Genomic DNA, 23581 nt, shown 5'->3' on the forward strand with positions numbered 1-23581 from the left:
CAGCGCTTCGCTATCGCTGATTTCTTGCACATCAAGTTGCTGTTATTGTGTCAAATCGTCAAGTTTTGCCAATATTTTTAAGCCTTCTTCCCGGTTTCCTGTTGCAGCCATTACTTTAAATCTAGTATGGGTATCAAATTCTGCTAAAGCGATGGTAGATAATTCTTCAATTAGCTTATTGATACTTATTCCCCTGGATTGAGCCAGTTCTTTTAATCTTGTGTGTTTGTCATCTGGTAAACGGATAGTTAAAGTACCCATTTTCTTAACTCCTAATGATTTCTTCGGGTTTTAATATTGATAAATTCGGAAATAGTAATTCAGCACTTTGAAAATCCTTGATGTTGTTAGTAGCGATAATTTCTGCATTACCAGCAACAGCTAACTCAATTAAGTGATTGTCAGCTTCATCTTTTAAATTTGGTCGCCATAGGTAGTAAATAGAAACCCATTGGCTGACGCTCATTAAGGAAGCAAGCAAAGCAGAAATTTCTGTGAGACTTAAAGGACATTTGGCTATAATTTCCGGACGCTGTATGACTGATTCATACTCAGAAAATAAAGCGTTTCCCATCAAATGCAAATATTCCCCTTGTAAACAGCGTCGAATTAGTTCTCTACTCGGTCCGCTTGAGCCAATAAGAGCGCTAATAAAGACGCTGGTATCGATCACAATCTTAATTGGCATGGAGGTATGATAGCATATACGCTATCAAAAATGCGAACTGACAAGTCAGCGCAAGTTATCACACTCCCCACAACTCCCACAAACCGCGATCGCTGATTCCTTACACATCAAGATGATCTAGAAATTTTCTGTATAATTGGACTGTCGATTGAAAGAAGAAACTTAAAATGGCAACTAATATCTCTTTAGAAGAACGGCTTGCAGCAGTAGAATCTGCGATCGCCCAGTTGCAAAAGCAAATATCGACCCCCCAAACAACCAATTGGTTACAAAAAATCACCGGCTCTTTTAAAGATGAGCCCGCTTTTGAAGAGGTGCTTGCTTATGGGAAAGCAATCCGTCAAGGGGATGAGTCTATTCTCGAAGTGCAAGCCGACGAGGTATGAAATATTTATTAGATACAGATCATCTCAGTATTCTTCAACGTCAAACTGGGCAAGATTACATCAATATTTCGGCACGTATGGCTCAATATCCGTTATCAGATTTTACCGTGTCTAGTGTAACATTTCACGAATAAGTACTGGGCTGTCATGCTTATATCAATCGCGCTCAAAACCCAGATGATGTTGTGAAAGGATACGAAATGATGGCACAACTTATTGATAATTTTAAAGTATTGCCTCTTATTTTATTCGACCGTAATGCATCTGCGGCATTTGAGCAATTACATTCACAACGAATTAAGCTGGCAAAAATGGATGCACGAATCGCTTCAGTTGCTTTATCCCGTGGCTTAGTTCTGCTAACCCGCAATCATCGAGATTTTAGTAAAGTAGCAAGACTAATGATTGAGGATTGGACGATAGCCTTATAGTAGAAAATATACAGCAAAGCGATCGCCATTCCCAAAACTTCCCTAATAACGCGATCGCCACCCCTACAACCCAAACCGCGATCGCTCTACTCTCCAGCTAATTGTAGTAATTCTGCATACAACTCTTCTCGAATCCAGAAGCCATTAGCAATCAAATCGTCTAATAATGGCTGTATGGTTGAAACTAACCCCTGTTGTTTGGCTGCCAGCAATATACCCAATATTCCAGTTACCCGAAGACCTAACTTAATTGCTTCCTTTCGACCTCTTCGTTCATCTACAATTAAGCGATCGGCATTTAATTCCACAGCAAGGGTAATCGCTTCAGCCTCACCGATGTCTAAATTATTCTGTAAATTTTGAAACAAAGTATTATTAGTGATACTGCAAATTTGAATCCAATTTACGGATTTAATTGCTAAAACTGCCGGGTCTGTATCACCAGAGTTAAGAATCTCCTGATGAACTGCTGTAGGAATAATTACATTGCCGTAAAGTTGTTGCAATAATTCTAACTGACCGATTGCAGCTAAATTGCTAATAGGTGATGTATCACTAACTATAATCATCGCCAATTATTTTCTGACAAACTTTTGACATCTTCCCTGAGTTCGGCAATATCGTAATGCAGAGGTATTTGACGACTTGCAAGTAATCTTTGAAACTGAAGTTGATTCATTTTTGCAAAGCGACTTGCTTGACCTAGAGTAAATTTTTCCTTTTGAAACAGCATAACAGCAATTTCAGTCAGCAACTCAGCCTCTGACATTTGGGTTGTTTGCAATACTTCATCCGAGATAATGATACTCATAAATTTTGAGATTAATGGGGGATTATAAATACTAGGATAGGCGATAACTCCGTTAAGCTGCGCTAACGCACACTCCATAAACCTAAAAGCGCGATCGCACCCTCAAAACTCCCAAAATGCGATGATCTCAAAAATTAATTACGAATTACGAATTACGAATTACGAATTGATTTGTCTTCCCTTTTTCACTTCAACCCCAATCTTTTCCTAAATTCCTCATCATATATTGCCTTTTCCCAATTATTGGCAGCTTTCACTTGCTCTGGTGTGAGGTTTTGAACATATCTTAAGTCAGAGCCTTCCAGGTTAGCATTAGTGAGGTTAATACGATGAAAGTCAGAAAATTTAAAATCAAAATAACTCAAGTCAGAATCACTGAGGTTTGCACCAGGAGCAATTAAAAGCATTTTCTCCTTGGCTGGGTCAAAGTTTTTAGGCAATTTTGTTTCTTGGTCATAAACAGAATTTTCAAAGTTAGCATTGGTAATTTTTGCATTTCTTAAATCAGCCCCCCGAAGATTCGAGTAGCTCAAATCAGTGCAAGCTAGTTCGTTGCATCTGATATCTGCACCATTAAGATTTGCTCCCGCGAGAACGGCATTACTTAGAATCGCACCACTTAGAGATGCATTACTTAAATTTGCACCACTTAAGTCTGCTGCATTAAGAAAAGTAAGTGTAAGATCGGCATTATTTAAATCAGAACTTGAAAGATCCGCATCACTGATGTCAGCACCACTCATATCGGAATCACTTAAATTTGCACGATTCAAATCAGCATAATTCAATTCAGCAGCTCTTAACGTCGAATTGCTTAAATTGGTACGAGTAAAGTTTACACCGTTGAGACGAGCATAACTAAGGTTTGTATTACTAAGGTCTTCATCATAAAATAAAGGGCAATCTCCAAAGAAAGAAGTTGCTATAGGATTAGGAATCCATTCCCACTGTTGTTTTTCCCAACACCCTTCAGTAAGTATTTCAAGTGCTGATCTTACTCCTTGTTTTTTATCTTTAATCGTTGTCCACGCATCGGTGTATGTTTGCTGTCTCTGATACGGAATAATAAACACTATAGAAATCAAAAGGGTAACAACTACAAAGCCAGTGTTTTTTAAAAATCCAATAAATAAATTATTTTGACTTGTTTGGATAAACTCTTTTGTCAAATTTGAAAGCATTGATTTATTAACTTCCTCTTTAAGCCATGCTTTCGCAATTTTTAACTGTCTTCCTCGCAATAAATAATCTCTAGCTTTCCCTTGATTGCTCCATTCCTGTGCCGCAGTTTCAATTTTCCGCTTTTCTCTCAACCGATCGCGGTTCTCATCCAACCATTTTCGCAACAGCAACCAATGACGAATCAATGCTTCATGGGCTACATCTACAAATTCTTCTTGGGTGACAATTAAACGCGCATCTGCCAATTTTTGCATTACCTGCTCAACATTGCTGGATGTCACCAAATCCCGCAATAAAACCCGTCTCCGCGTATCCTCCGTTCCCTCTCCCAACTGCGTCAACTCTAAAAAAATCCGCTTTGCTGCTTCCTGTTCCTCCCCTGACAAACCCTCGTAAACCTCGGTTGCACGTTGTTGTAGGGTTCCTTTCACCCCACCCAAACGGGTATAAGCAGCTAGGGTTAATGTATCTTTTGAAGCCCCCCTTACCAAGGGGGGTTGGGGGGTGCGCTGTCCCCATAATTCCGTCAGGGTATATTGCAACAACGGTAAAAAACCCGGAGAATCAGCCACATCGCTAATTATCTGCTCCACTAATTCCGATTCCAGGGCTAATTCTACCTGCTTTGCGGGTGCGGTAATTGCTTGTCGCAATTCTGACCGACTCATGGGGGTAACTGTGAGTAAATTATCCTGAATTTTTGCCGCTAGTTCGCCATATTCCGCACATTTACCAAAAAAATCTGCTCGCATGGTCAACACCAAGCAGAGTTTATCACCGCACCGTTGCAAACCAGTCAATAAACAATCGAAAAATTGTTGTCGTTCTTTCCTATCAGTACAAAGGGTAAAAACCTCCTCAAATTGGTCTACCAGCAAGACGACTCGCGGGGTATCAACAACGGTAATTAATTGGGAAAAACCACCCCCGGCAATCAATGCTTCTGCTTTTTGTAACTGGGATGCGCGTTCAATATCCGATAAACCAACACTCACAAAAGCCCGTGCTAAACTCTGCAAGGGATGCTCACCAGGTTGAAAAATCTTGATTTGCCAGGTGTCACTCCCCGATAAGCGTTTACCTTGCTGCAATTGATACAGCAATCCCGCCCTCACCACACTCGATTTACCGCTTCCCGAAGCACCCAAAACCGCGAGAAAGTTACTTACCCGGACTTTTTCTAGTAATTGGTCTGTGAGTGCTTGCCGACCGTAAAAATATTGAGCATCTTCCTGAGTAAAGTCAAAATATCGTAACCCGCGATAGGGGCAAATCGAACTCGTCACCCCATTCTCAGCTACTTCCTTAATTGCTTCCTGGGTGTGGGTGAGGTGAATAATCCCGCCAGAATTAGCGAATATAGGACGCTGGGGAAATCTGGCAATATTTTGGTCAATAACATCCACCACAGTATAGTTTGTGACCTGTCTATTTTTCGGTTCCAAAGCCTGTAGCAGCGCTGTGGTGAGGACACTATGATTTGTGCCAATTTCTTCAAAAGCTGGCTCAAACTCCCGTGAAGCGGCAATAAAACACCTATCTCTACCTTTTCCCCTATCCCCCGGATCGGCTTCGGCAAAGTTAAGTAATTCCCCACTGTAACAACAATCTAGCCAAATTATTTGCTGTCGAACCTCGCTTTCTTGCAACAATTCCCGCAACCATTTCAACCGCAAACCCCAGTTACCCCCATCTGGATTCGTATCACTGGTAGCTAAAAATCCTTCTTGAATACCTTGATTTTTCCGCAACCCATGACCAGAAAAATACAGAAGCGCAGTGTCAGGAATATTTCTGCCTTCTGGTTTGAATAATTGAACGATCGCTGCTTCTAATTGAGTTAAAGTAACTTTTCTTCCAAGTGCCACTCTAGGAATATTATTTTCCTTATCGGGAGTCACAGGTAGCCGTGTAACGTTAAACTCACCGTAGTTTTCCAAAAGTTTTGCTACTGCTTCCGCATCCTGTGCAGGTGCTGTCAAATTACTCAGACGCTCGTAACCATAGGTATTAATGCCAACAACTAAAGCGTCTCGACTCATAGCAGCAAGCTCTTACTTAGTTTTGTAGAGTAATGATTTAACTTATACAGCTACAAAATATTTACCATGGTTTCCAAGTAATTTTGCTGGAATCCTGTTTTAATTAGTAATTATTTTTCCTTTTATTAACTCAATCCTTCCTATGACAAACCTCACACCCATCCAACTCGATGACAATACAATCATCTACATCGAAGCGTCGGAAGATGTAAATATTGCCCCTATCGCAACAGAAGAGGAGGAAGAAGAGGGTTTAAATGAAAAGGGAATGAGTCCGGAAGCAATCCGCAAGCAAATGGCGCAAAATTTCCAAGCTGTTCAAGGTACAATTCGCGCTTACACAGTTTATACATTGAATGCATTTAAGCAAATGCCACTTAAAAATGCCAATGTCGATAAAGTTACCTTAGAATTTGGCATCGAATTGGGTGGAGAAGCGGGAGTTCCCTATGTGACGAAAGGCACCGCCAAAAGCAATATGAAGATTACCGTGGAATGTTCCTTTCCCAAGGAAAATCAGTAATAGATGATGGGGATTGACTATTGCCAGCTAAAAGTTAACACAAAATATCTTTGCCTTTCCTCTTAATCCCTCTACAATATCAACCATGTCTGAATCAAAAATCACAGCAAAAATCAAACTATTTGCTGCCTATCAAGAAGCTTACGGAGTTCCAGAATTAACCCTAGAGTTAGCGGAAAATACGACGGTAGAAATGGTGCGCGATCGCCTAATCTCAGAGCATCCCCAATTGGCTTACCTCAAAGATATTACCCGTTTTGGCGTAAATTTAGAATTCGTTCCACCGGATACAATCATTCACCCTGGTGATGAAATTGTCTTAATTCCTCCAGTTAGTGGAGGGTAGGGAGTAGGGAGTAGGGAGTAGGGAGTAGGGAGTAATGAGTAATGAGTAGAGAGTAATGAGTAAAAAAGAGTTCGACGGTTCTAGCCAACGATTAAAAATCGCCGTCTAATAGCTGAAGTCCTCTACAAGAGGACTGATAGCAAAGGATTCAATTTGTATTTCGAGTCCATTTTTAATGGACTTTGGATATGAGATGGGGATTTATAATCCCCGTTGGGACAGGTTTTTATCGATTTATCCAAGTATCCAAGCTCATCGAACTCACTTACGTTACCGTTTCTCTAAATTCCAGCTACAGATAATTCTCTCCCTGCTTCCTTACTGTCTATATGTAGCTTTATTTTGGAGAATTAGTTTCTTTCCTACTTCACTTTGCCTCGGAATCTGACAAAACCGTAGGAACCCGCAGGATTACCGGAACTAGTCGCATTAGGTAGGGTTCCCAAATCTACTACTACTGCACCATTAGTATTCGCACCACCGCATTGAATTCCAGGGTAAACAGTACTGGGTTCCACACCAGGGGGGAAGTACTGACCAATGTCACCATCTTGCACATTTGTCAAGCTTTGCAGTGTGCCATTGTAGAGGGTAATGATACCGCGATCGCTACCAGATATTCCACCGGGAGCAGCATTGGGATCGCCAGATTTCGCAGTTGGAATAAAAGTGGTGTTATTCGGAACGCGATCGCAGAATCGCACCTTATTCGCCTCACTGTCACCCGTGGAAATAAAATAAATCGTATATTCAATTTCATCACCCGGTTTCACATTCCCCCCATTAGTTCCACCAATTAAGAAACTACTAGGGTTAAGCCATTTATCAGTATCAGGGCTAGGATATTGGGGAGGTTTAGGAGCTAGGCTGGGTTCAATAGTATTATCATCGTAGGGATTGCTCGGCTCATTAATATACCCTGCTAAATTAGTACCACCGTTATTAGTAATACCATTCACCGCCGTAATTCGCTTCACCAGCAATACATTCGGATTACCACCCACAGTATTAATATCTTCAGACTTATTCGTTGTAAATTCTGGGTCAGTCACCGTCGCAGGTAAGTCAACGGTAGCAACATTCTTGATTTCAGTACCCTTACTGACATTATCATTAACTTTGGCATTGACCACAATAGTCGCCTTACCACCTGCTAACAAAGTCAGACTTGTAAATACATTACCCGTACCAGATTCCACAGCACAAGCAGAGCCAGAGGTTGCACTACAAACCCAATCAATAAAAGTCAAACCTGTTGGTGCATTATCAGTTAATTCCACACCTGCAACGTTGTCCCATTGACTACCTGTGGCGGGTTTGGCATTTTCCACAGTAATTGTATACTGAGTCGTCTGACCAGGAGCAACAAACTTCTTATTATCAGTTTTACTGACAATCACATCCGCAATACCCAAAACAGTTAGAGTTTTCTTAACTAAATTACCATTCGTCACCTGCTCCGCAGAGTTTGCAGATATGGTTGCTGGTAATTGGTTTGTCAAATTCCCCGCAAACTTAGAAGTTACATTCACAGACATGACACAGACTGTGCCAGCTTGAATATTAGCACCAGTCAGAATAAACTGATTACCACCTGGTACTGCGGTGAAAGTCCCTCCACTACAACCTGTACCCGTCAGAGTAGGATTAGGATTACTCGTCAACTCCATACCTAGGGGTAAATTATCTGTGAGTGAAACTCCAGTCAGCGCGATCGCGTCAGGTTCATTATTTTTAATATCAATATTCAGTCGAGAAGTCCCGTTAGGGTTAATTCCCTGCGGTGAAAAATCCTTATTTAAATTCAATTTCGCAGCAGTTGCTTTAATATCAGCAGTTGCAGCAAACTCGTTTGTCACCCCCTGAGTAGTTGTTAAGTTTTGAGCAGGGATAGTATTGGTTCTCGTTCCTGCTGTATTCGGTACCCGGATATCAACACTAATCGTACAACTTGCACCCGACAAACTACCATTAGTCAAGGAAATAGTTGAACCACTAGCATTGACAGTACCACCACAGTTATTGACAACATTAGGTGTCGAATCAACGGTATGTCCACTCGGAAGATTATCACTGAGATTCACCCCTGTGAGTGCAGGTGCATCAGCATCTCGATCTAGTTTAATAGTTAAGCGAGTTTTTCCACCCACAGCAACGGCTGGAAGACTAAAAGACTTGCTAACAGTTGCAGCACTCTTGATATCAATACTTGCCTTAGTCTTAATTGCATTATCACCAATATTAGTTTTTAACTCACCTTCATTGATAGTATTAGTGTGGGAACCTTTGGGAGCAGTCAGACTCACTTTCACAGGTACGGTAATTGTACAGAAACCTGGATTGGTAGTAGTACCAGCAGGAATTGTTCCCCCAGTCATCTGAATCAGCGTTGTACCTGAGGTATTATTCAACGTTCCACCACAGGTAGTACTAGAAGAACCAGAAGCAATGGTAAAAGCTGGATTACTATTATTAAAGTTTGTCCCCATGGTCAACAAGTCATCTTTGAAAGATGTAATACTGACACTAGAAGACTGAGTATTTAAAAGTTTAATCGTCAGGGTAGTTTCCTGTCCCTGGGTGCGTGTCGCATCAGAAAAAGACTTTTGTACTTGTACCTTCCCATTCAGAGACAGAGTTGCCTTCGCCTCAAAAGGATTATTACCCAGAGATGTCTTCAAGTTTGCCGCAGGAACTGTATTGACAACTTGACCATCATAGGCATTCCCACCTTGACCAGTTAAATCATCAGCTTTAATCTTAACTTTAATAATACAAGAACCCTTGGTGATGTTAGGTGCAGTTCCTGTTGCTGCGGGAATTGTCCCACTATTCATTTCAATCAAAGTCCCACTGGCATTTACTGTCCCGCCACAGGTAGTACTTTCACTTCCAGCAACAACAGTATAACCTGTGCCCATGGTCGTCAAGTTATCTTGAAAAGATGTAATAGTTGCAGGATTACTATCAGAGTTAGTCAGGGTAATAGTTAGCTCTGTTTCCTCACCGCGAATAATTTGACTGGGAGCGAAGCTTTTACTGACTCCGACTGGGGCTAAAACATTTAAATTTGCACTGGCACTGTTATATTTAATCCCATTAAAATCTCCTGCCGTGATGTTATTGGTATAGGTTCCTAGTTTTGTAGAAGTCACCTGAGCTTTAATTTTACAAGAACCAGAACCTACTCCCACAGGTGCAGCAGGGATAGTACCCCCAGTTAACCTAACTTGAGTTGCGGTAACAGTTGCCGTACCCCCACAACCGTTTGATGTGATGCTCAGGGGTTTAACATCTGTCGGCATAACATCAATTAAATCCGCGTTAGTAATTGCCGCACTATTATAGTTTCTGATAGTAATCGTTAATTCAGAAGTTTCCCCCCCTTGAATCGTACCAGGGTTAAAAGATTTAGCGATTTCTGCGGCTGTTTGGACTTTGATTGTCGCAGTTAAAGGACTAGTATTAGTGATTCCTTCCTTAGTTTTGAGGTTATTTGCAGGAATCGTATTTGTCACATCCGTGTTGCGGACATTGGTAGCATCAGTAGCTTCTAGGTTGACTTGAATGGTACAGGAACTTTTGGCAGTGATTGTACCATTCGCCAGGGCAACGATTGTACTACCTGCTGTTGCTGTCACGGTTCCACCGCAACTGTTGGAAATCGCTGGGGTTGCAGCAACTTTTGTCCCTGAGGGCAAATTATCGGTTAATTCCGCTTCCGTCAAATCAAACAAATTCGGGTTATTCAGAGTAATAGTCATCGTCGTCGGTGTACCATTCCCATGAAGAACCGCAGTAGAAAAGGACTTACTACCCGTCACAGATCTTATGGGTTCAACAACGAGTGTCGCGTTTGCTTCATCAGCATTTTTCTCCGTGTTACCATCCTGGGAACCTGTTAACCCATTGACAGGAATAATATTGACGTAGGTTTGGGTATTCGTTGAGGAAACTTTGGAGGTGACATCAATGGTAATGGTACATTTGCCTGCAACAGTGGTACTTGCAGGAATTATGCCACCTGTCAAGACAATACTTGTACCTCCTGGGGTTGCTGTCAGAGTTCCATCGCAACCATTAACGATATTTGGGATGTCAGCCACTACTACCCCTGTAGGTAGGTTATCTGTAAAAGTAGTGTTTGTTACTTGTGTTGGTTTGTTATTGAACAGTTCGATAGTCAGCTTGGATATCTGATTGGGATTGATGTTGGTAGGGCTAAATTGTTTATTTATGGATACCTTTGCCCACGCATCGCCAGCGAAGAGGAGTACCCAACCGCAGGCTAATCCTAGGGATGTGTATCGAATAATTTTTGGTTGTAGTAGGTGTAATGCTTTTATTTCTTTAAATATGGATTTCATGGACTATGTATTAAGTACTAATAAATATTGGTTTTTCTGTCAGGATAATTACGTATATGTTGCCCAGAATTGACAAAAATCTATCACTTTCCCCAAATAAAACTGGTTGATAGATACCAGACTTTTTGAAAAAGTTGAGTATTTGCCTACTACTCTGATGTATTAATTTTGATAGTTGACTGCGGCTTATCCGCTTGCTCAAGTCAGGGAGCGAGACGCTCACACATTTTTTACCCATCACCACCGGGAATTCCCTGAGAGATAGGTTCTGTTTTACCTTTCTAGTTGTAAGTCGCTTTCTTGGACGATAACTTCTATACCCCGGATGTCTTGAAAGATAAATTCCACACGACGATTTCTCGCATGATCAAGTTTGCTAGTTCCAGGAGTTTGCAATTGTCTTTCACCAAGGGAGCGGATAGTCATTCTTTCGGGGGCAATACCCTGCTTAATTAAGTAATTGCGCGTATTCTTTGCCCTTCTGGCGGCTAGATTAATGTTATAAGTATCACTGGCTCTGATATCCGTATGTCCGAGAAGTTCGGCGGTGATGGTGGGATTATCGCCCATTGCTTGGGCAATTTTATCCAGGATTTTGGCGCTTTCGGGGCTGATATAGTCTTTATCTAGGGCAAAGTGGATATTTTTAGGTATTTGCAACCGGATAGGTTCTGGGGGTATTTCGGGTTCGGGTGCTGGGGGTGAGGAAAGACACTGGGGTTGGGGGGATGGGATGTTGGAAATAGGGGATGAGGGAGAATTATTTAAAGTACGGGCGATCGCGGGATAGGATGGTTCAGATGTACCAAAATCGGGGTGGGTAGAAATGGCGCTGATTCTGTCTCCAGGTTGGATATTGGCTAAATCGAGGCTAAATTTACCTTTGTTGTCTGCTTTGGTGGTTCCTAGGAGTTCGGTTAAAGCACCGTAGTTATTTCCCGTGACTTTGTAGATATCTACTTGGGAATCGGGTTCGGCAATTCCGTCAATTCCCACGGTGGGATTAATATCGGTGAGGAATTCGGGACTCAGGAATTTGGGTGTATTAATTGCTGCATTGGCGGTGTCGCGTTTGCGGTTGGGTGAGTTGCGGGGGGGATTGACACCATCACCGTTTTGAAAATCCTGCACACCTACATTATGCTGGGCATTGAGGTCGATACTCAATCCTTCGAGTTGGAAGAAACTATTATTTTGGATAGTATTGCGATCGCTCTGGGGATAGGATGTAATTACTACTCCTGCCCCTGACTGGTAGCTAATTTGATTTTCTTTTACCTGGTGGTTACTCCCCATCAAATATACAGCCGCCCGTCGGAACCTTCGCCCATTAAACTTGATATTATTATTGCGAATAGTTACTGAGCCTTGGGGTTTAAATAAGAACACCCCACTGCCATCATTGGCACAAATTAAATTACCACGCAGCTCAGATTTATCAATCACCCCGTCTAAACGGATACCATCTGGCATCCCTGCTAAACCATTACCAACGATAATATTCTGGACAACTTGCATTCCCTCAGCTCGTACCGAGGTAATAATTCCGCTACCATCGTGGTAAGAAATGCGGTTGCGACTAATGGTTGTATTGACTCCGTTAAATACTGACACACCGAAAGCAGAAGTCACTTCCGGCATTTTTTCCTCTGGGGTAATACCTAACCAGTTATTTTCAATGACAACATTTTGCGGTGGGGTGTTGCGATTATAGTAGGGAAAATCTGCGTTTGGTGGTTGCTGCTCCGTGGTGTCGGGAGGTGGTAAGCGGTGGGAAATAAAAATATCTGCGGGGGGTGTACTTTCTGTGACTCCATGCTTGGAGGTAAACCCATAGATACTTAAACCGCGAATTGTCACCCTATCAGCAGTCACAGTTAAACCGCGCAAGACTTCCCTTCCCGGTGCAGTAGTAATACTAACTATGGGTGTGGGGATAGCAATTTCTGCTGTTGCTGATTTATTCCCCTCATATCCGGGTTGGGTGGTTCCATCTATTAGCAAACGGGGAACACCTAGGGGAGGTAGGATTTTTTCCACAGCAATGGTGGTTTCTCCTGGGGGTAAATTAAAGCTAATCTGGGAAAACTCCCCCCCAGAGGTGACTAACTTTCTCTCCTCCTGACTCAATTTCTCCAGGGGTAAAGTCCCATTCACCACCTGAATTGCTTCCCGCAAAGTTAAATTACCATCGGGTTGTACCCTATCCTGGTTACTATTCACCACCACTTGCAAAGTTGAACTAGGAAGGGATTGACTGAATACTGCATCAGGTGCAAGGGTGAGCAAAAACATACTAGTTAGTAGTAATTGCCGATATCTCCTGGTTCTGTGCTTCGCGGTTGTTAAAATCAACATTAAACCCATCATATTTTTTCTCCCCGCAAACCCTTCAACTTCTCAACCACAGATTTTTTCTCCTTCACTACCGATTCCTGTTGTTGACGGGGTGCAACCTTCTGCAAACCGAAACCATCAAACAACTCGTTTAACTTCAACGTCAAACCGATATATGCACCACCCGCAGAGCGAGTACCCGAAAAATCACGGTCATCCACACGACCGAAAACATACCCTGCACCCAAACGCAGATTCGGTGTTAAGTAATACCCAGTTTCCACGACAAAACCTGTCTCTGAGTTGCCAGATTGACCAATCCACCGCCCTTCTGCCAGTAAATCCATACTGTAACCGAGGCGGTAGGTTGCCCGTACCTGGGCTAAATTTACTGTCCCACTACTGACAAAATCCTCGGCAAGGAAGGTTGTACTGTGTCGCCAAGCATACTTACCGTAGAATTCCCAGCGCCAATTAGGGGCATAGATTGCCTCCGCAGCAAGGGTATGGTCTTCTGAACCCGTACCACTACCGAGGAGGATGGTATCAGGAATGGTGGCGGGGTTTTGACGATATTCGTAACGGAAGAGAGCGTTAAATTGGTCGTTACTGGGGTCGCGGTATGCTAAACCGATGCGGAGGTTTTTGGTATCTCCCAATCCGGTGAGTTTTTGGTTAGAAGAATTTGCCTGTTGATAACGTACTAAAGCAGTGACTGCACGGGAAAGTTTACCAGTAGCAGCTGCGGAAATTACGGTATTACTACCCTGGGATGAGCTACGATGTTCATATCTGGCGCTAGCTTGGAAAGCTGGGTTATCAGTGTATTCTAAACCGATGCTGTAGCTGTCACCATCCAGGAAACTGAGGGATGATGCACTTTGACCGATGGCAAAGGGTTGGATATATTGTTGTCCGGCAGCTGTTTTATTGAAGAAATTGCCGAAAACGTGTTCGTAAGCGAGATTTAAGCGTAAACCGGGGGCGATCGCCCAACGATTATTTAAACCGATTGCTCCTTGGGTAGTGATTTCATTGGCTCCACCCAGAATACTATAACGTCCGGTAATGGTGGTATCTGTACCGAGTTTACGTTCACCATTGATACTGAAGCTGGTGATGGAATTACCTGTATCTTGACTACCACTATAAAATTGCTGTGCTAGTGTCAGACTGATTCCTGGCATTGCCACCCAGTTTAAACCAAAGACGGTACGGTCAGGAAAGACAGCATCATTTTTACCAGAAAGGGTAAGTTCATTTTGCCCCACGAAGGTGAGATTTTCTGCGAGGGGAACAGTTAAGCGCGATCGCAGCTGACTAGAGTCTCCATTTAAATTACTATTGGCGATTCTGTCTTTGCGACTGCGATGGATCCAGTCAAATTCGGTGGTAATTTTGCCGAGTTTCTGGATAATTCCCGCAGAAATCGTGGTTAAGGAATTATCTACCTTGGTTCCGGGGGTTGCTTGAGTTCTGGGTTGGAATAAATCTGCAAAAGTATTGAGAACCTGGGGAGCAATCCCGAAATTATCTTCGTGATCGTATTGTACCCGCAGATTAGTTGTATCACTGAGTTTACCGGTAATTTGGGCACCGTACCGGGTTTGACCGGGAACAAAACTAATGGTAGCGTTATTAGCAAAGCCCACATCTGCATAACGGTAATAAGCACGAGCTTGAATATTCTTGAAGATTTCCCCTTCTGCTTCGACTCGCCAAGCTTCACCATTCACCAATCCTAACAGGTCAGATTGATTATGAGAATGGGCGTACTCCGCAATAAATTTACCTGTAGAACCCAGGGAAATAAACGTATCCGCACCATACAACTCAAAATCTCGTACCCCTTGACTCTCTTTAAAATAGGTTGCACCAATCCAACTATCCTGATTCACCCCACGGGCAAAGTTATACTGTAATCTCCCTGCATAGATATTACTATTAGAATCATTGCTGTCATACTGGTAACTGACAACAATCCGACGCACTAAAACTTCCCCCGTCTGACTCACATCCGTGCGTAAAATCGGTTCCCGGAACAATAAAGTTCCCCTGTCATAGTCAATCTCGTAATCTGCACCCCGATTCATCGGTTTACGAGCAATCACAGTTCCCGGACGATTTAACTCTTCCAACTCCAGGAAAACATTCTCGCTCCCCGCAACTAGTAACCGTCGAGAAACGAAATAATACCCACTAGTTCCATCGGGAGCAATGGTATCCCGTTGAAAACCCTCGACATTGTTTGCATACAAACCTGTAAATTGTAAATTCCCCAGGTTGTAATTTGCCTTAAACCCATGCAACTGTCTAGTTAAAGCTGTAAACTGCTGGGAAGGACGAGCGAATTCTTCCGTGTTGTAATCTCCCCACATGAAATAATCAGGAGATACCCCCGTCAGAGTCGAAGAACGCTCAAACCGCAAATATAAACTATCAATAGAAGGAGTCACCACATCCGTCCGTGAACTATCCCCATACACCGGATAATTTTGTTCACTAAACTGTCGAGTCCGGAACAGACGATTATCACAATTACAATCTTCATTCAGAGGGCGATCGCTATTCCATGCTCCCGTAAATAACCATTCTCCCACCTTTCCCGTGGCAAATACCGCCGCATCCACATCCAACTCTGTCCGATTATCTTTATCTATCGGCAAGAAATTCCGACGGCGATCGTAATAATCTGTACCCCGCGCTCCCAAACGTATATCTATTACCCCCGTCACCAAACTGGGACGTAAAACTGTTTGAAACTGCACCTGGGTAAACCCTTCCAACTCCCCAGCAACCCCACGAATTCGCACCGTTTGCGCTTTCAAATCCGAACGCAACTTCGCAGTAAATTCCCCCTGTTTTGCTTCCACCTGAAATCCTGGTTGCTCCGGTTGCAAATCTGCACCGATAAATTCCCCCGCAGTTGGGAACAGGGTGATAACAGCATCTCGATTCGAGCGGTTGCCATTTTCATCTACCAATTGCCCCTTAATCGTCCCAGTCGAACGTCCATCCGCCGGAATTTTCGACTCTACCGTATCCAATACTAAACGCTTCGGCGCACCCCGCACCACCACCCGCACAGTTTTTGGTGCAGTTGTACTACCCACAACCTGAGCAGAAATCGTATTTTCCCCCTCCTTCAAGGTGACACCATACCATGTCTGCGTCACTAAATCTGCCCCTGTTGCCGTCCGTCCAATAAAAGAACGGTCAACTAACTGCCCATTCACCCGTAATTCTACCTGACTACCAGGAGCAAATTGTAACACCACCGTCGTTGCTGACGTATCAACTACCGTGTCTGGTGTGGGAGAAAGAATCTTTAGGGGAATAGAGACAGCTTTTTGCTGTTTTACCCGCTCGTCAATCTCCGCAATTTTCCGTAATGCTGCCAAGGTTTTGGGGTCTTGGGATTGTGGAGGTCGTTTCAGGGCATTTTTCAGCCTTTGCGCCGAGGTGAAATTAATACTACTCTCAACTTCCGGTGAAACCCTATCCTCAGCATCCGTAGCATCATCGCTGCTTGGTATCGTTTCTGCCTGAGCAACCAGAGGAGAGAATACCATCCCGATGGTAGAAGCCATCAAACCCAGGTAAACTTTATAACTTTGACTTAGTTTGTGCTTCATTTTTGTACCTCCTCTTGGAAGGTGGGAGTAACAGCAAAATTCATCCGTACCAAACCACCGGGTTCTAACCGTACCAACCGCGATTGACTGTTGCGTTCTTTAAAGTAAAGATTCGGTGCTAGGGTATAGCCAGGAAGGCTAGTTAAATCCAGTACCCCTGTATGATTTCCTGGTAATACATTTGCTACCGAAAACAAACCATTGGGGTCAGTAGTAATACGGTTGCCATCCTCCATGTACACCACGGCATTGGGCACTCCCGGCTCATTGGGTTGCTGCTCCCCGTCAAAATTCTTATCCACAAATACCCGCCCGATAATCGTGCCGCAGTCAGAAGTTATACCTTCCCTAATTTTCAATTGATGGGTTGCGGGACCATCTTTAATCGCAAAACGGTTGTCAGCACGTTTACCATTAACGATCGCGCTATTTCTCCCCGTACCCCGAATGGCATCACTGGTAATTTGTGTGGCATAGGCAATATTTAATACCTTTCCTGGGGGGAGAGTAGCATCAGTACGGAAAACGACCGTAGACCCCTGTTTTTCGGTAGTAATATTGACAACCTGACCATCAATTTCACCTCGAATCGATTTTGGTAATAATTTAAATCCTAATGGAAGAGTATCAGTAATAACTAAAGTGTCTAAGCCAACATCAGCGATATTACGTACAGAGATACGATAAATAGAAGTGTCACCAGGTTCTGCGGTAGCGCGATCGCCAGTTTTGACAATCTGCATTTGATTCGGTTGACACATACTTGTACTCAATTGAAAAGCAAATAATTTCAACTCCTGCTTTTCTGCATCATTGATAATTACAGAATCTTCAACCGTGGTTTCTCCAGTTGTACTAATAGGTTGTCCATCCAAGGAAGTAGCAATATAACGAATTACATTATTTACAGCCCCAACGTTACCAATTGGCTGCAAAATTTTAATTTGAATACGACGTTGTTGAAATACAGAATTTGCTGGAGGATTAACAACTAATATATAAGTTTTTCCTGGGATTAACTGTCCCTTGTTTGGGTCTAGAAGAAAATTATATACACCTCGCTTTTCATTTTTATCATCTAAGAAGTAAGGATTAATATTTTCAATATTGGGAAATAAACCATCCGGAATATTATTACCGTTAATATTATCTGTTCGAGTTAAATTTACTAAATTTCCCAACTCTGTTCCTGTCATGTCACCAGGATTAAGTTCATATACAGCAGTTGAAAAACCTGTATAGTCAGGTAAAAGTTTTCCTGCACAGCCCAGAATTCTCCCTAAAGGGTCAACCAAGCTAGGTTTCACATTTAACTTACTAGAAAATCCCTGATATCTCGTTGGTTTAGGAGAGTCATCTGTATAACTATAGGTGGCAGTATTATTAATAGGAACTTTTTGATTTGTTTGTGTAGATTGTTGTGCGATCGCCGGAATAGATGTTTGTAATATACTTACTGCTAAAAAAGTTAGTTTTAATATTTTAAACCACCCAGAATTTCTGATATCTGGTGGCTTATGTTCTATAGCTTTCACTGAACATATCTCCTCTATGCATATTATTAAAAATAATGATTAATTCCTGATTTATAATTTTTGCTATTTATCAGTTATCAATAAAAACTCTCCCCGTATCCCAACTTCTTACTTCACCCACACTTCATAGCTTCCCCTAACTGTGGTTTTTGCTGGAATCGGTGTATTCAAACTCATACGAATATGGGTATAAGCAGTTGCGGGTGCGGGTTTATTTGCAACTTTGCCATTCCCTAAATTTACCTGCACTATCGGATTGGCAGTAAAACTACGTCCACCATCGATACTGTAGGTAATATCTGCTTGTTTCTGCTCAATCTTGGCAGACTTCAATTTATATACCATTCCCTTGGGAATTGGCTGATTGAGGGTAAGTTTCTTCACTGATTTATCACTGAGATTTTCAGCATTAAGAGTATATTTCAGAACATCTCCTGGATATACTGTTGTTTGTCCCTGCAATCCTTGCCAAGTAACTTGCTTTTTACCCTGTGCATCCTTGGTAATCACTTGCTTTGCTGCATCTAAGCGTAACTGTACCTGTTGCTTGACTTGCGTCTTATTACTCATCCCTACATCTTGCTGCCATACACTTGCAACACTGGGAACTACCCCACCCACAGACGCAATAACAGTTACACAACCAATTATCCAAACACCTTTCATTCTGAAACTCCTCTATATCTACAAAAAACTTGTTGATAGCTAATGACTAATCAATAGCCATTAGCTGTGGCAAACTCTAATTCATCTTCCGTTGGAAGGTAAATGTTCTTTCTGTACCCGGTGGAACTATACCCGTAACTGTGTTGATGTATTTAGTCACATCAGTATTTGCCGTTGTTCCTGTTTGGTCAGCAGTAGTTGCTGTTGCTGGATTCCCCGCAAAGAACTGGATATTTGCCGTGCCAGAATCCTGTGCCGAACCGACAACGTTACTGGTATCAATCTTGGTGTCACTATCGTTATCTAACGCCCAATTATTACCACCACTGACACCATCCTCTGTAATTACCACCTTGTCAGCATTGAGGATGACATTACCATTACCAGCTTGAGGGTCAGAGATATTCTTGTAGCGAATCCGGTATTCAATAATATTTCCAGGAGAGGGCGTTTTTGGTGTAGTACTAAATACATCTTGCCCAGTTACAACAGCTGGACCCGTTCCTGGTAAAATACGGGACTCTTTGATAAGTCTCAAGAAGCCAGTATATACCCGGTCAATGGTAATATTTGTACCGTTATTCGTACCAGCTTCGGCTGTATCAATGGTTGCCAAAATTGGTACAGGGAAACCAAACTCCTTATCCCCAGAGTATTGAGAGATAGTATCAGTCGAAAGAGGTGTAGCAGCAGGTAAATCTACTTCCACCCCGTAGTTGACACTTGTTCCTGGTTGCACACCAAGAATGGTAACTGGAGTTGTAGGACCAGTAAAGCTTCCTGTGCTTTGGTTGTAGGTATAAACTGCCGACTGGTTATCGTAGGTAATTGTCACCTTCGTACCATCTGGTAAATCCAGTGAATTCATACCTGGGGGAAGGGTTGGTACAAGGGAAATATCACCCACGGAAGTCCCGTTATTTTGCACCGTATTGGTAAAACCAACACCAGGAGGATTGATTTGAGAACCAGGAGTTGTATTCGCAGGGACGGGTGCAGACTTGTTGGTGAAATCATCGTTAGTTTGACCAGAGGGTCCCGTTGCTCCTGGTACGTTCTGGGGTCCGTTCAGGACTGCGGAAGCGACGGGTTCGGAAATGGGGAAACTGTTAACCTCACCCCCAGCACCTGTACCTGTGTTGTTGTTACCTGTGTCTGTACCGTTATTACCTAAATCTGTGCTATCGGTGACATAGCCATCATCAACATTTCCAGGGGGTAAGGTATCGGGTATGCCATCGCTATTGGTATCTGTGCCCGTTGGCGGTGTCCACACACCTGCTCCATCAGTGTAATTACTAGGAACATTGTCTCCAGAATCATCGTAAACAGGGGCGTTGGTTCCTGGAGTTTGACCAAATAACTGGGCAATATTATTGATGACGAAGGAGTCTGGACCATTAGTATTGGGCGCACCTGTGGTTTTAATCTTGATTGAGAAGCGGTTTTCCGTTGCACCAGGTGCCATGGATGTAATTATATTGGGGTCGTTAACGAAACCAATACGTCTAACTGTATTCAAAGCTGGTTGCGTGGTTGTCCAAGTTGCTTGGTTTGCATCCTGTGCTGTGGGGTCATTAGTACTGTAAACAACTAACCAACCGGGGGGTGCTGTGGGTGCTTCTGCTAGTTCGGTTCCTTGGGGAATGGCATCGGAAACTAAGATACGCTGACCTGATAATCCGGGAATAGCTGTACCCACCAAGGGCGCGGGGGTGATACCTTGTCCTGTGGGGTCGTTTTGTTCAACTCTGATACCTAAACCATAGGTGACAATATCATCATCGATATTGGGTGTTCCGCTATTGCTGTAGTCTGTACGAGTTTTCAGGATGGTTGCCAGGGTGTAGGTTTTGGCAGTGGTACCAACTTTGATAGTTTGGGTATCACTTGCTTCCCTAGTACCGTTGACTGGTGAACCATCTACTTCACCTGCAACTGCTTTATTGGCGTTATCTACGGTGAAAACGTCACCACCATCAGGAGTACGTAGTATGTTTTGTTGATTTCCAGGGGTATTACCCAAGGTGACGGTGATTGTATCATTGGTTTGGGCACCAGCTTGCACAGTCACGGGTACACGGACTAGAACTGTACCACCCGGAGCAATTGATGCTGTTTCAACTGTAGAATTTGTGATGTTTATCCAATTTTGACCACCATCGATACTATATTGCAGATTATTAAGTGTGCCGTTATTGGGTAATGTACCGGAAACTGTACCAGGTCCAGTAACGGTTGCTAGGTTAGGAATGCGGAATTTTGTGGGGTCATTACCCACGTTGGTAATTACGAAATTAGCAATCAATAAGTCACCCACTTGCACAGTGGTGTTGGTTGCGCTAGTGGTAGCATCTGTAATACCCGATGCTTTAACTGTAATACCTGCTACTTCTGCGACTGTGACAATAACTGTATTGGAAGTGGCATTAATTGTGGAATTCGGATTATTTGGGTCTTCGTAGGTAGCTGTGGCGGTGTTACTGATTTGCTCACCTCCTTCTGTCCCTTCAGCAATTACAGGAGCGATTAACTGGAAGAATCCACCTGCTAGTAATGTTGTTGTTACTAAATAATTTAGTAGTTTGTTTTGGTTCTTTTTCATGACTAAGAAATAGATTTAAAACACATAGACAAATGCTTTTTTTGTTAATTAAAAGCAAGCTCATAGCTTGTATCTACAATTTACAAATATTGAAAATGTAGGGACTTAATTTAATTAATATCTACTTTTGAACGTGCTTTGAGTATAAAAAAGCAGTTGTGACAAAAGCGTGACAACTAAATTATTTATATTTAATGTGTTTTTGGAAAAATATCCGGATGTTCCGGTTTGTCTAATGTAGTTCTTTTGTTATCTAAATAGCTTCTGTATCTTTTCTTATTTCTTAAATGTTTAATTTCAATTTAATAATGTATGTTTTCTCTGTTGATTTACTGAATAGATAAATTCTCAGAATAAAGTTATCGATATGCAAATCAGTGAAAACTCTGCTATGTGGAAATGAATGATAAGAATAAACGAGATAATGTAAAGTAATTTACAAACAATAGGCATCATTTTATACTTATGTTTTTTCTATTTTGTAATTCAGTGATTTCCGCAACAACTTAAATCTGTTAGGCAAAGAGAATCCCGACAAAAATTATCGGGTATGTTTGACGGGTATTTTTACTCGTGATAGCATCAGTCCACAGTTGAGTTGTTGACGGAAAACCAGGTTATGACAGTTGCGATCGCCAATCAAGCCCAAGAAACCAATTCCGCGCTCCAAGTATTGAAGTGTAAAGAGTGTGGAGCAGAGTACGAGCTCAAAGCCAGTCACGTTTGCGAGTTGTGCTTTGGTCCATTGGAAGTTAAGTATGATTACAACGCCCTACGCCTAACCGTCACCCGTGAGAAGATTCAAGCGGGACCCAACTCCATGTGGCGCTATCGCCCCTTCCTACCCGTCGCTACAGACAACTATATAGATGTGGGAACAGGTATGACTCCCCTGGTTCGTTCCCATCGTTTAGCCCGTCGCCTGGGTCTTAATAAGCTTTATATTAAAAATGATGCGGTAAATATGCCCACCCTGAGCTTCAAGGATCGGGTGGTATCCGTAGCACTGTCACGGGCAAGGGAATTAGGTTTTACCACCGTTTCCTGTGCTAGTACCGGTAACTTAGCAAATTCTACCGCCGCGATCGCCGCCCATGCTGGTTTAGATTGTTGCGTATTCATCCCCGCCGACTTAGAAGCAGGTAAGATTCTGGGTAGCTTAATCTATAGCCCCACCCTGATGGCAGTTAAAGGTAACTATGACCAAGTTAACCGTCTGTGTTCAGAAGTCGCGAATACCCACGGCTGGGGATTTGTCAATATTAACCTGCGCCCCTACTACTCTGAAGGTTCTAAAACCCTCGGTTTTGAAGTTGCCGAACAATTAGGATGGGAACTACCTGATCAAATCGTCGCTCCCCTAGCATCCGGTTCCCTGTTCACCAAAATTTACAAAGGTTTCAACGAATTTGTCGAAGTTGGCTTGGTAGAAGGTAAAGCCGTAAAATTTAATGGCGCTCAAGCAGAGGGTTGTTCCCCCATCGCTGAAGCATTCCGGGAAGATAGAGACTTTATTAAACCTGTGAAACCCAACACAATTGCTAAATCCATTGCAATTGGTAATCCCGCAGATGGTATCTACGCGGTAGAAATTGCCAAGAAAACAGGTGGTAGCATTGAATCTGTAACCGATGCTGAGATTATCGAGGGTATGAAGTTACTCGCAGAAACTGAAGGTATCTTCACAGAAACAGCAGGTGGTACAACTGTTGCCGTGCTGAAAAAATTAGTGGAAGCTGGCAAAATCAACCCAGACGAAACCACTGTAGTTTACATCACAGGTAATGGCTTGAAAACCCAGGAAGCAATTCAAGGTTATATCGGTGAACCCCTAACCATTGAAGCCAAATTAGATAGCTTTGAAAATGCTTGGGAACGTTCTCGCACCTTAGAACGCTTGGAATGGCAACAAGTACTTGTTTAGTCCAGGAGTTATAGACTAGGGAAAGAACAAAGGTGAAAGGTGAAAGGGATTTCCCACCCCTTTCCTGAAATCTGGAATTTTTCCCTCGTTAGCAAAATATATT

16 protein-coding genes are annotated in these 23581 nt (G+C 42.7%); 5 read left to right on the forward strand and 11 right to left on the reverse strand.

All coding sequences use genetic code 11. The annotated features are described in order from the left end of the window. Positions 1–42 precede the first annotated feature (42 nt). Together IJ00_RS02580 and IJ00_RS02585 are read right to left on the reverse strand one after the other, a co-directional pair. Complete coding sequence (locus tag IJ00_RS02580) at positions 43–261, reverse strand: toxin-antitoxin system HicB family antitoxin (RefSeq protein ID WP_035149780.1); 219 nt, start codon at positions 259–261, stop codon at positions 43–45. 4 nt (positions 262–265) lie between these two features. Beyond that, positions 266–688: a putative toxin-antitoxin system toxin component, PIN family gene (locus IJ00_RS02585; RefSeq protein ID WP_035149782.1), complete on the reverse strand. Its 423-nt coding sequence runs from the start codon at positions 686–688 to the stop codon at positions 266–268. A gap of 167 nt (positions 689–855) precedes the next feature. On the opposite strand from IJ00_RS02585, the gene IJ00_RS02590 reads away from it, so the two are divergent. Together IJ00_RS02590 and IJ00_RS29515 are read left to right on the forward strand one after the other, a co-directional pair. After that, positions 856–1074, forward strand: a complete 219-nt coding sequence (locus tag IJ00_RS02590) for a hypothetical protein (RefSeq protein ID WP_035149785.1) — start codon at positions 856–858, stop codon at positions 1072–1074. 200 nt (positions 1075–1274) lie between these two features. Further along, the gene (locus IJ00_RS29515; protein ID WP_238178416.1) at positions 1275–1505 is read left to right on the forward strand and encodes a type II toxin-antitoxin system VapC family toxin; all 231 of its coding nucleotides are present in this window, start codon (positions 1275–1277) and stop codon (positions 1503–1505) included. Between the two features lie 86 nt (positions 1506–1591). Here the strand turns inward: IJ00_RS29515 and IJ00_RS02600 are convergent, their stop codons facing one another. The 3 genes from IJ00_RS02600 to IJ00_RS02610 form a co-directional block, all read right to left on the reverse strand. After that, positions 1592–2074, reverse strand: a complete 483-nt coding sequence (locus IJ00_RS02600; RefSeq protein ID WP_035149787.1) for a DUF3368 domain-containing protein — start codon at positions 2072–2074, stop codon at positions 1592–1594. Further along, a complete protein-coding gene (locus IJ00_RS02605) occupies positions 2071–2316 on the reverse strand; it encodes a UPF0175 family protein (protein ID WP_035158311.1) in 246 nt (81 codons plus the stop codon). Before IJ00_RS02605 ends, IJ00_RS02600 begins: the two co-directional genes overlap by 4 nt. Before the next feature lie 185 nt (positions 2317–2501). After that, the gene (locus IJ00_RS02610) at positions 2502–5540 is read right to left on the reverse strand and encodes a pentapeptide repeat-containing protein (RefSeq protein ID WP_035149788.1); all 3039 of its coding nucleotides are present in this window, start codon (positions 5538–5540) and stop codon (positions 2502–2504) included. Positions 5541–5682: 142 nt separating this feature from the next. Here IJ00_RS02610 and IJ00_RS02615 point away from each other — a divergent pair, with 142 nt between their 5' ends. Together IJ00_RS02615 and IJ00_RS02620 are read left to right on the forward strand one after the other, a co-directional pair. After that, on the forward strand, positions 5683–6063 hold the full coding sequence (locus IJ00_RS02615) for a CU044_2847 family protein (RefSeq protein ID WP_035149791.1): 381 nt from the start codon (positions 5683–5685) through the stop codon (positions 6061–6063). Positions 6064–6148: 85 nt separating this feature from the next. Next, positions 6149–6409 carry a MoaD/ThiS family protein gene (locus IJ00_RS02620; RefSeq protein WP_035149794.1) on the forward strand — a complete coding sequence of 87 codons (261 nt, stop codon included), beginning with the start codon at positions 6149–6151 and terminating at the stop codon, positions 6407–6409. A gap of 362 nt (positions 6410–6771) precedes the next feature. Here the strand turns inward: IJ00_RS02620 and IJ00_RS02625 are convergent, their stop codons facing one another. The 6 genes from IJ00_RS02625 to IJ00_RS02650 form a co-directional block, all read right to left on the reverse strand. Continuing rightward, complete coding sequence (locus tag IJ00_RS02625) at positions 6772–10776, reverse strand: DUF11 domain-containing protein (RefSeq protein ID WP_052754362.1); 4005 nt, start codon at positions 10774–10776, stop codon at positions 6772–6774. 273 nt (positions 10777–11049) lie between these two features. Next, the gene (locus tag IJ00_RS02630; protein WP_238178417.1) at positions 11050–13146 is read right to left on the reverse strand and encodes an OmpA family protein; all 2097 of its coding nucleotides are present in this window, start codon (positions 13144–13146) and stop codon (positions 11050–11052) included. Next, on the reverse strand, positions 13143–16748 hold the full coding sequence (locus IJ00_RS02635; RefSeq protein WP_046814697.1) for a hypothetical protein: 3606 nt from the start codon (positions 16746–16748) through the stop codon (positions 13143–13145). The genes IJ00_RS02630 and IJ00_RS02635 overlap by 4 nt, the downstream gene beginning before the upstream one ends. Next, positions 16745–18283 (reverse strand): DUF11 domain-containing protein, encoded by a 1539-nt coding sequence (locus tag IJ00_RS02640; protein ID WP_035149796.1) that lies wholly within the window; start codon positions 18281–18283, stop codon positions 16745–16747. Before IJ00_RS02640 ends, IJ00_RS02635 begins: the two co-directional genes overlap by 4 nt. A 108-nt stretch (positions 18284–18391) precedes the next feature. After that, positions 18392–18949 carry a DUF11 domain-containing protein gene (locus IJ00_RS02645; protein ID WP_035149799.1) on the reverse strand — a complete coding sequence of 186 codons (558 nt, stop codon included), beginning with the start codon at positions 18947–18949 and terminating at the stop codon, positions 18392–18394. 76 nt (positions 18950–19025) lie between these two features. Beyond that, complete coding sequence (locus tag IJ00_RS02650; protein ID WP_035149802.1) at positions 19026–21554, reverse strand: hypothetical protein; 2529 nt, start codon at positions 21552–21554, stop codon at positions 19026–19028. Between the two features lie 619 nt (positions 21555–22173). Between IJ00_RS02650 and thrC the strand changes: the two genes are divergently transcribed. Beyond that, positions 22174–23478 carry a threonine synthase gene (thrC, locus tag IJ00_RS02655; RefSeq protein ID WP_035149804.1) on the forward strand — a complete coding sequence of 435 codons (1305 nt, stop codon included), beginning with the start codon at positions 22174–22176 and terminating at the stop codon, positions 23476–23478. The last annotated feature ends 103 nt before the right edge of the window (positions 23479–23581 follow it).

It is taken from the genome of Calothrix sp. 336/3 (genome assembly GCF_000734895.2).
Taxonomy (GTDB): domain Bacteria; phylum Cyanobacteriota; class Cyanobacteriia; order Cyanobacteriales; family Nostocaceae; genus 336-3.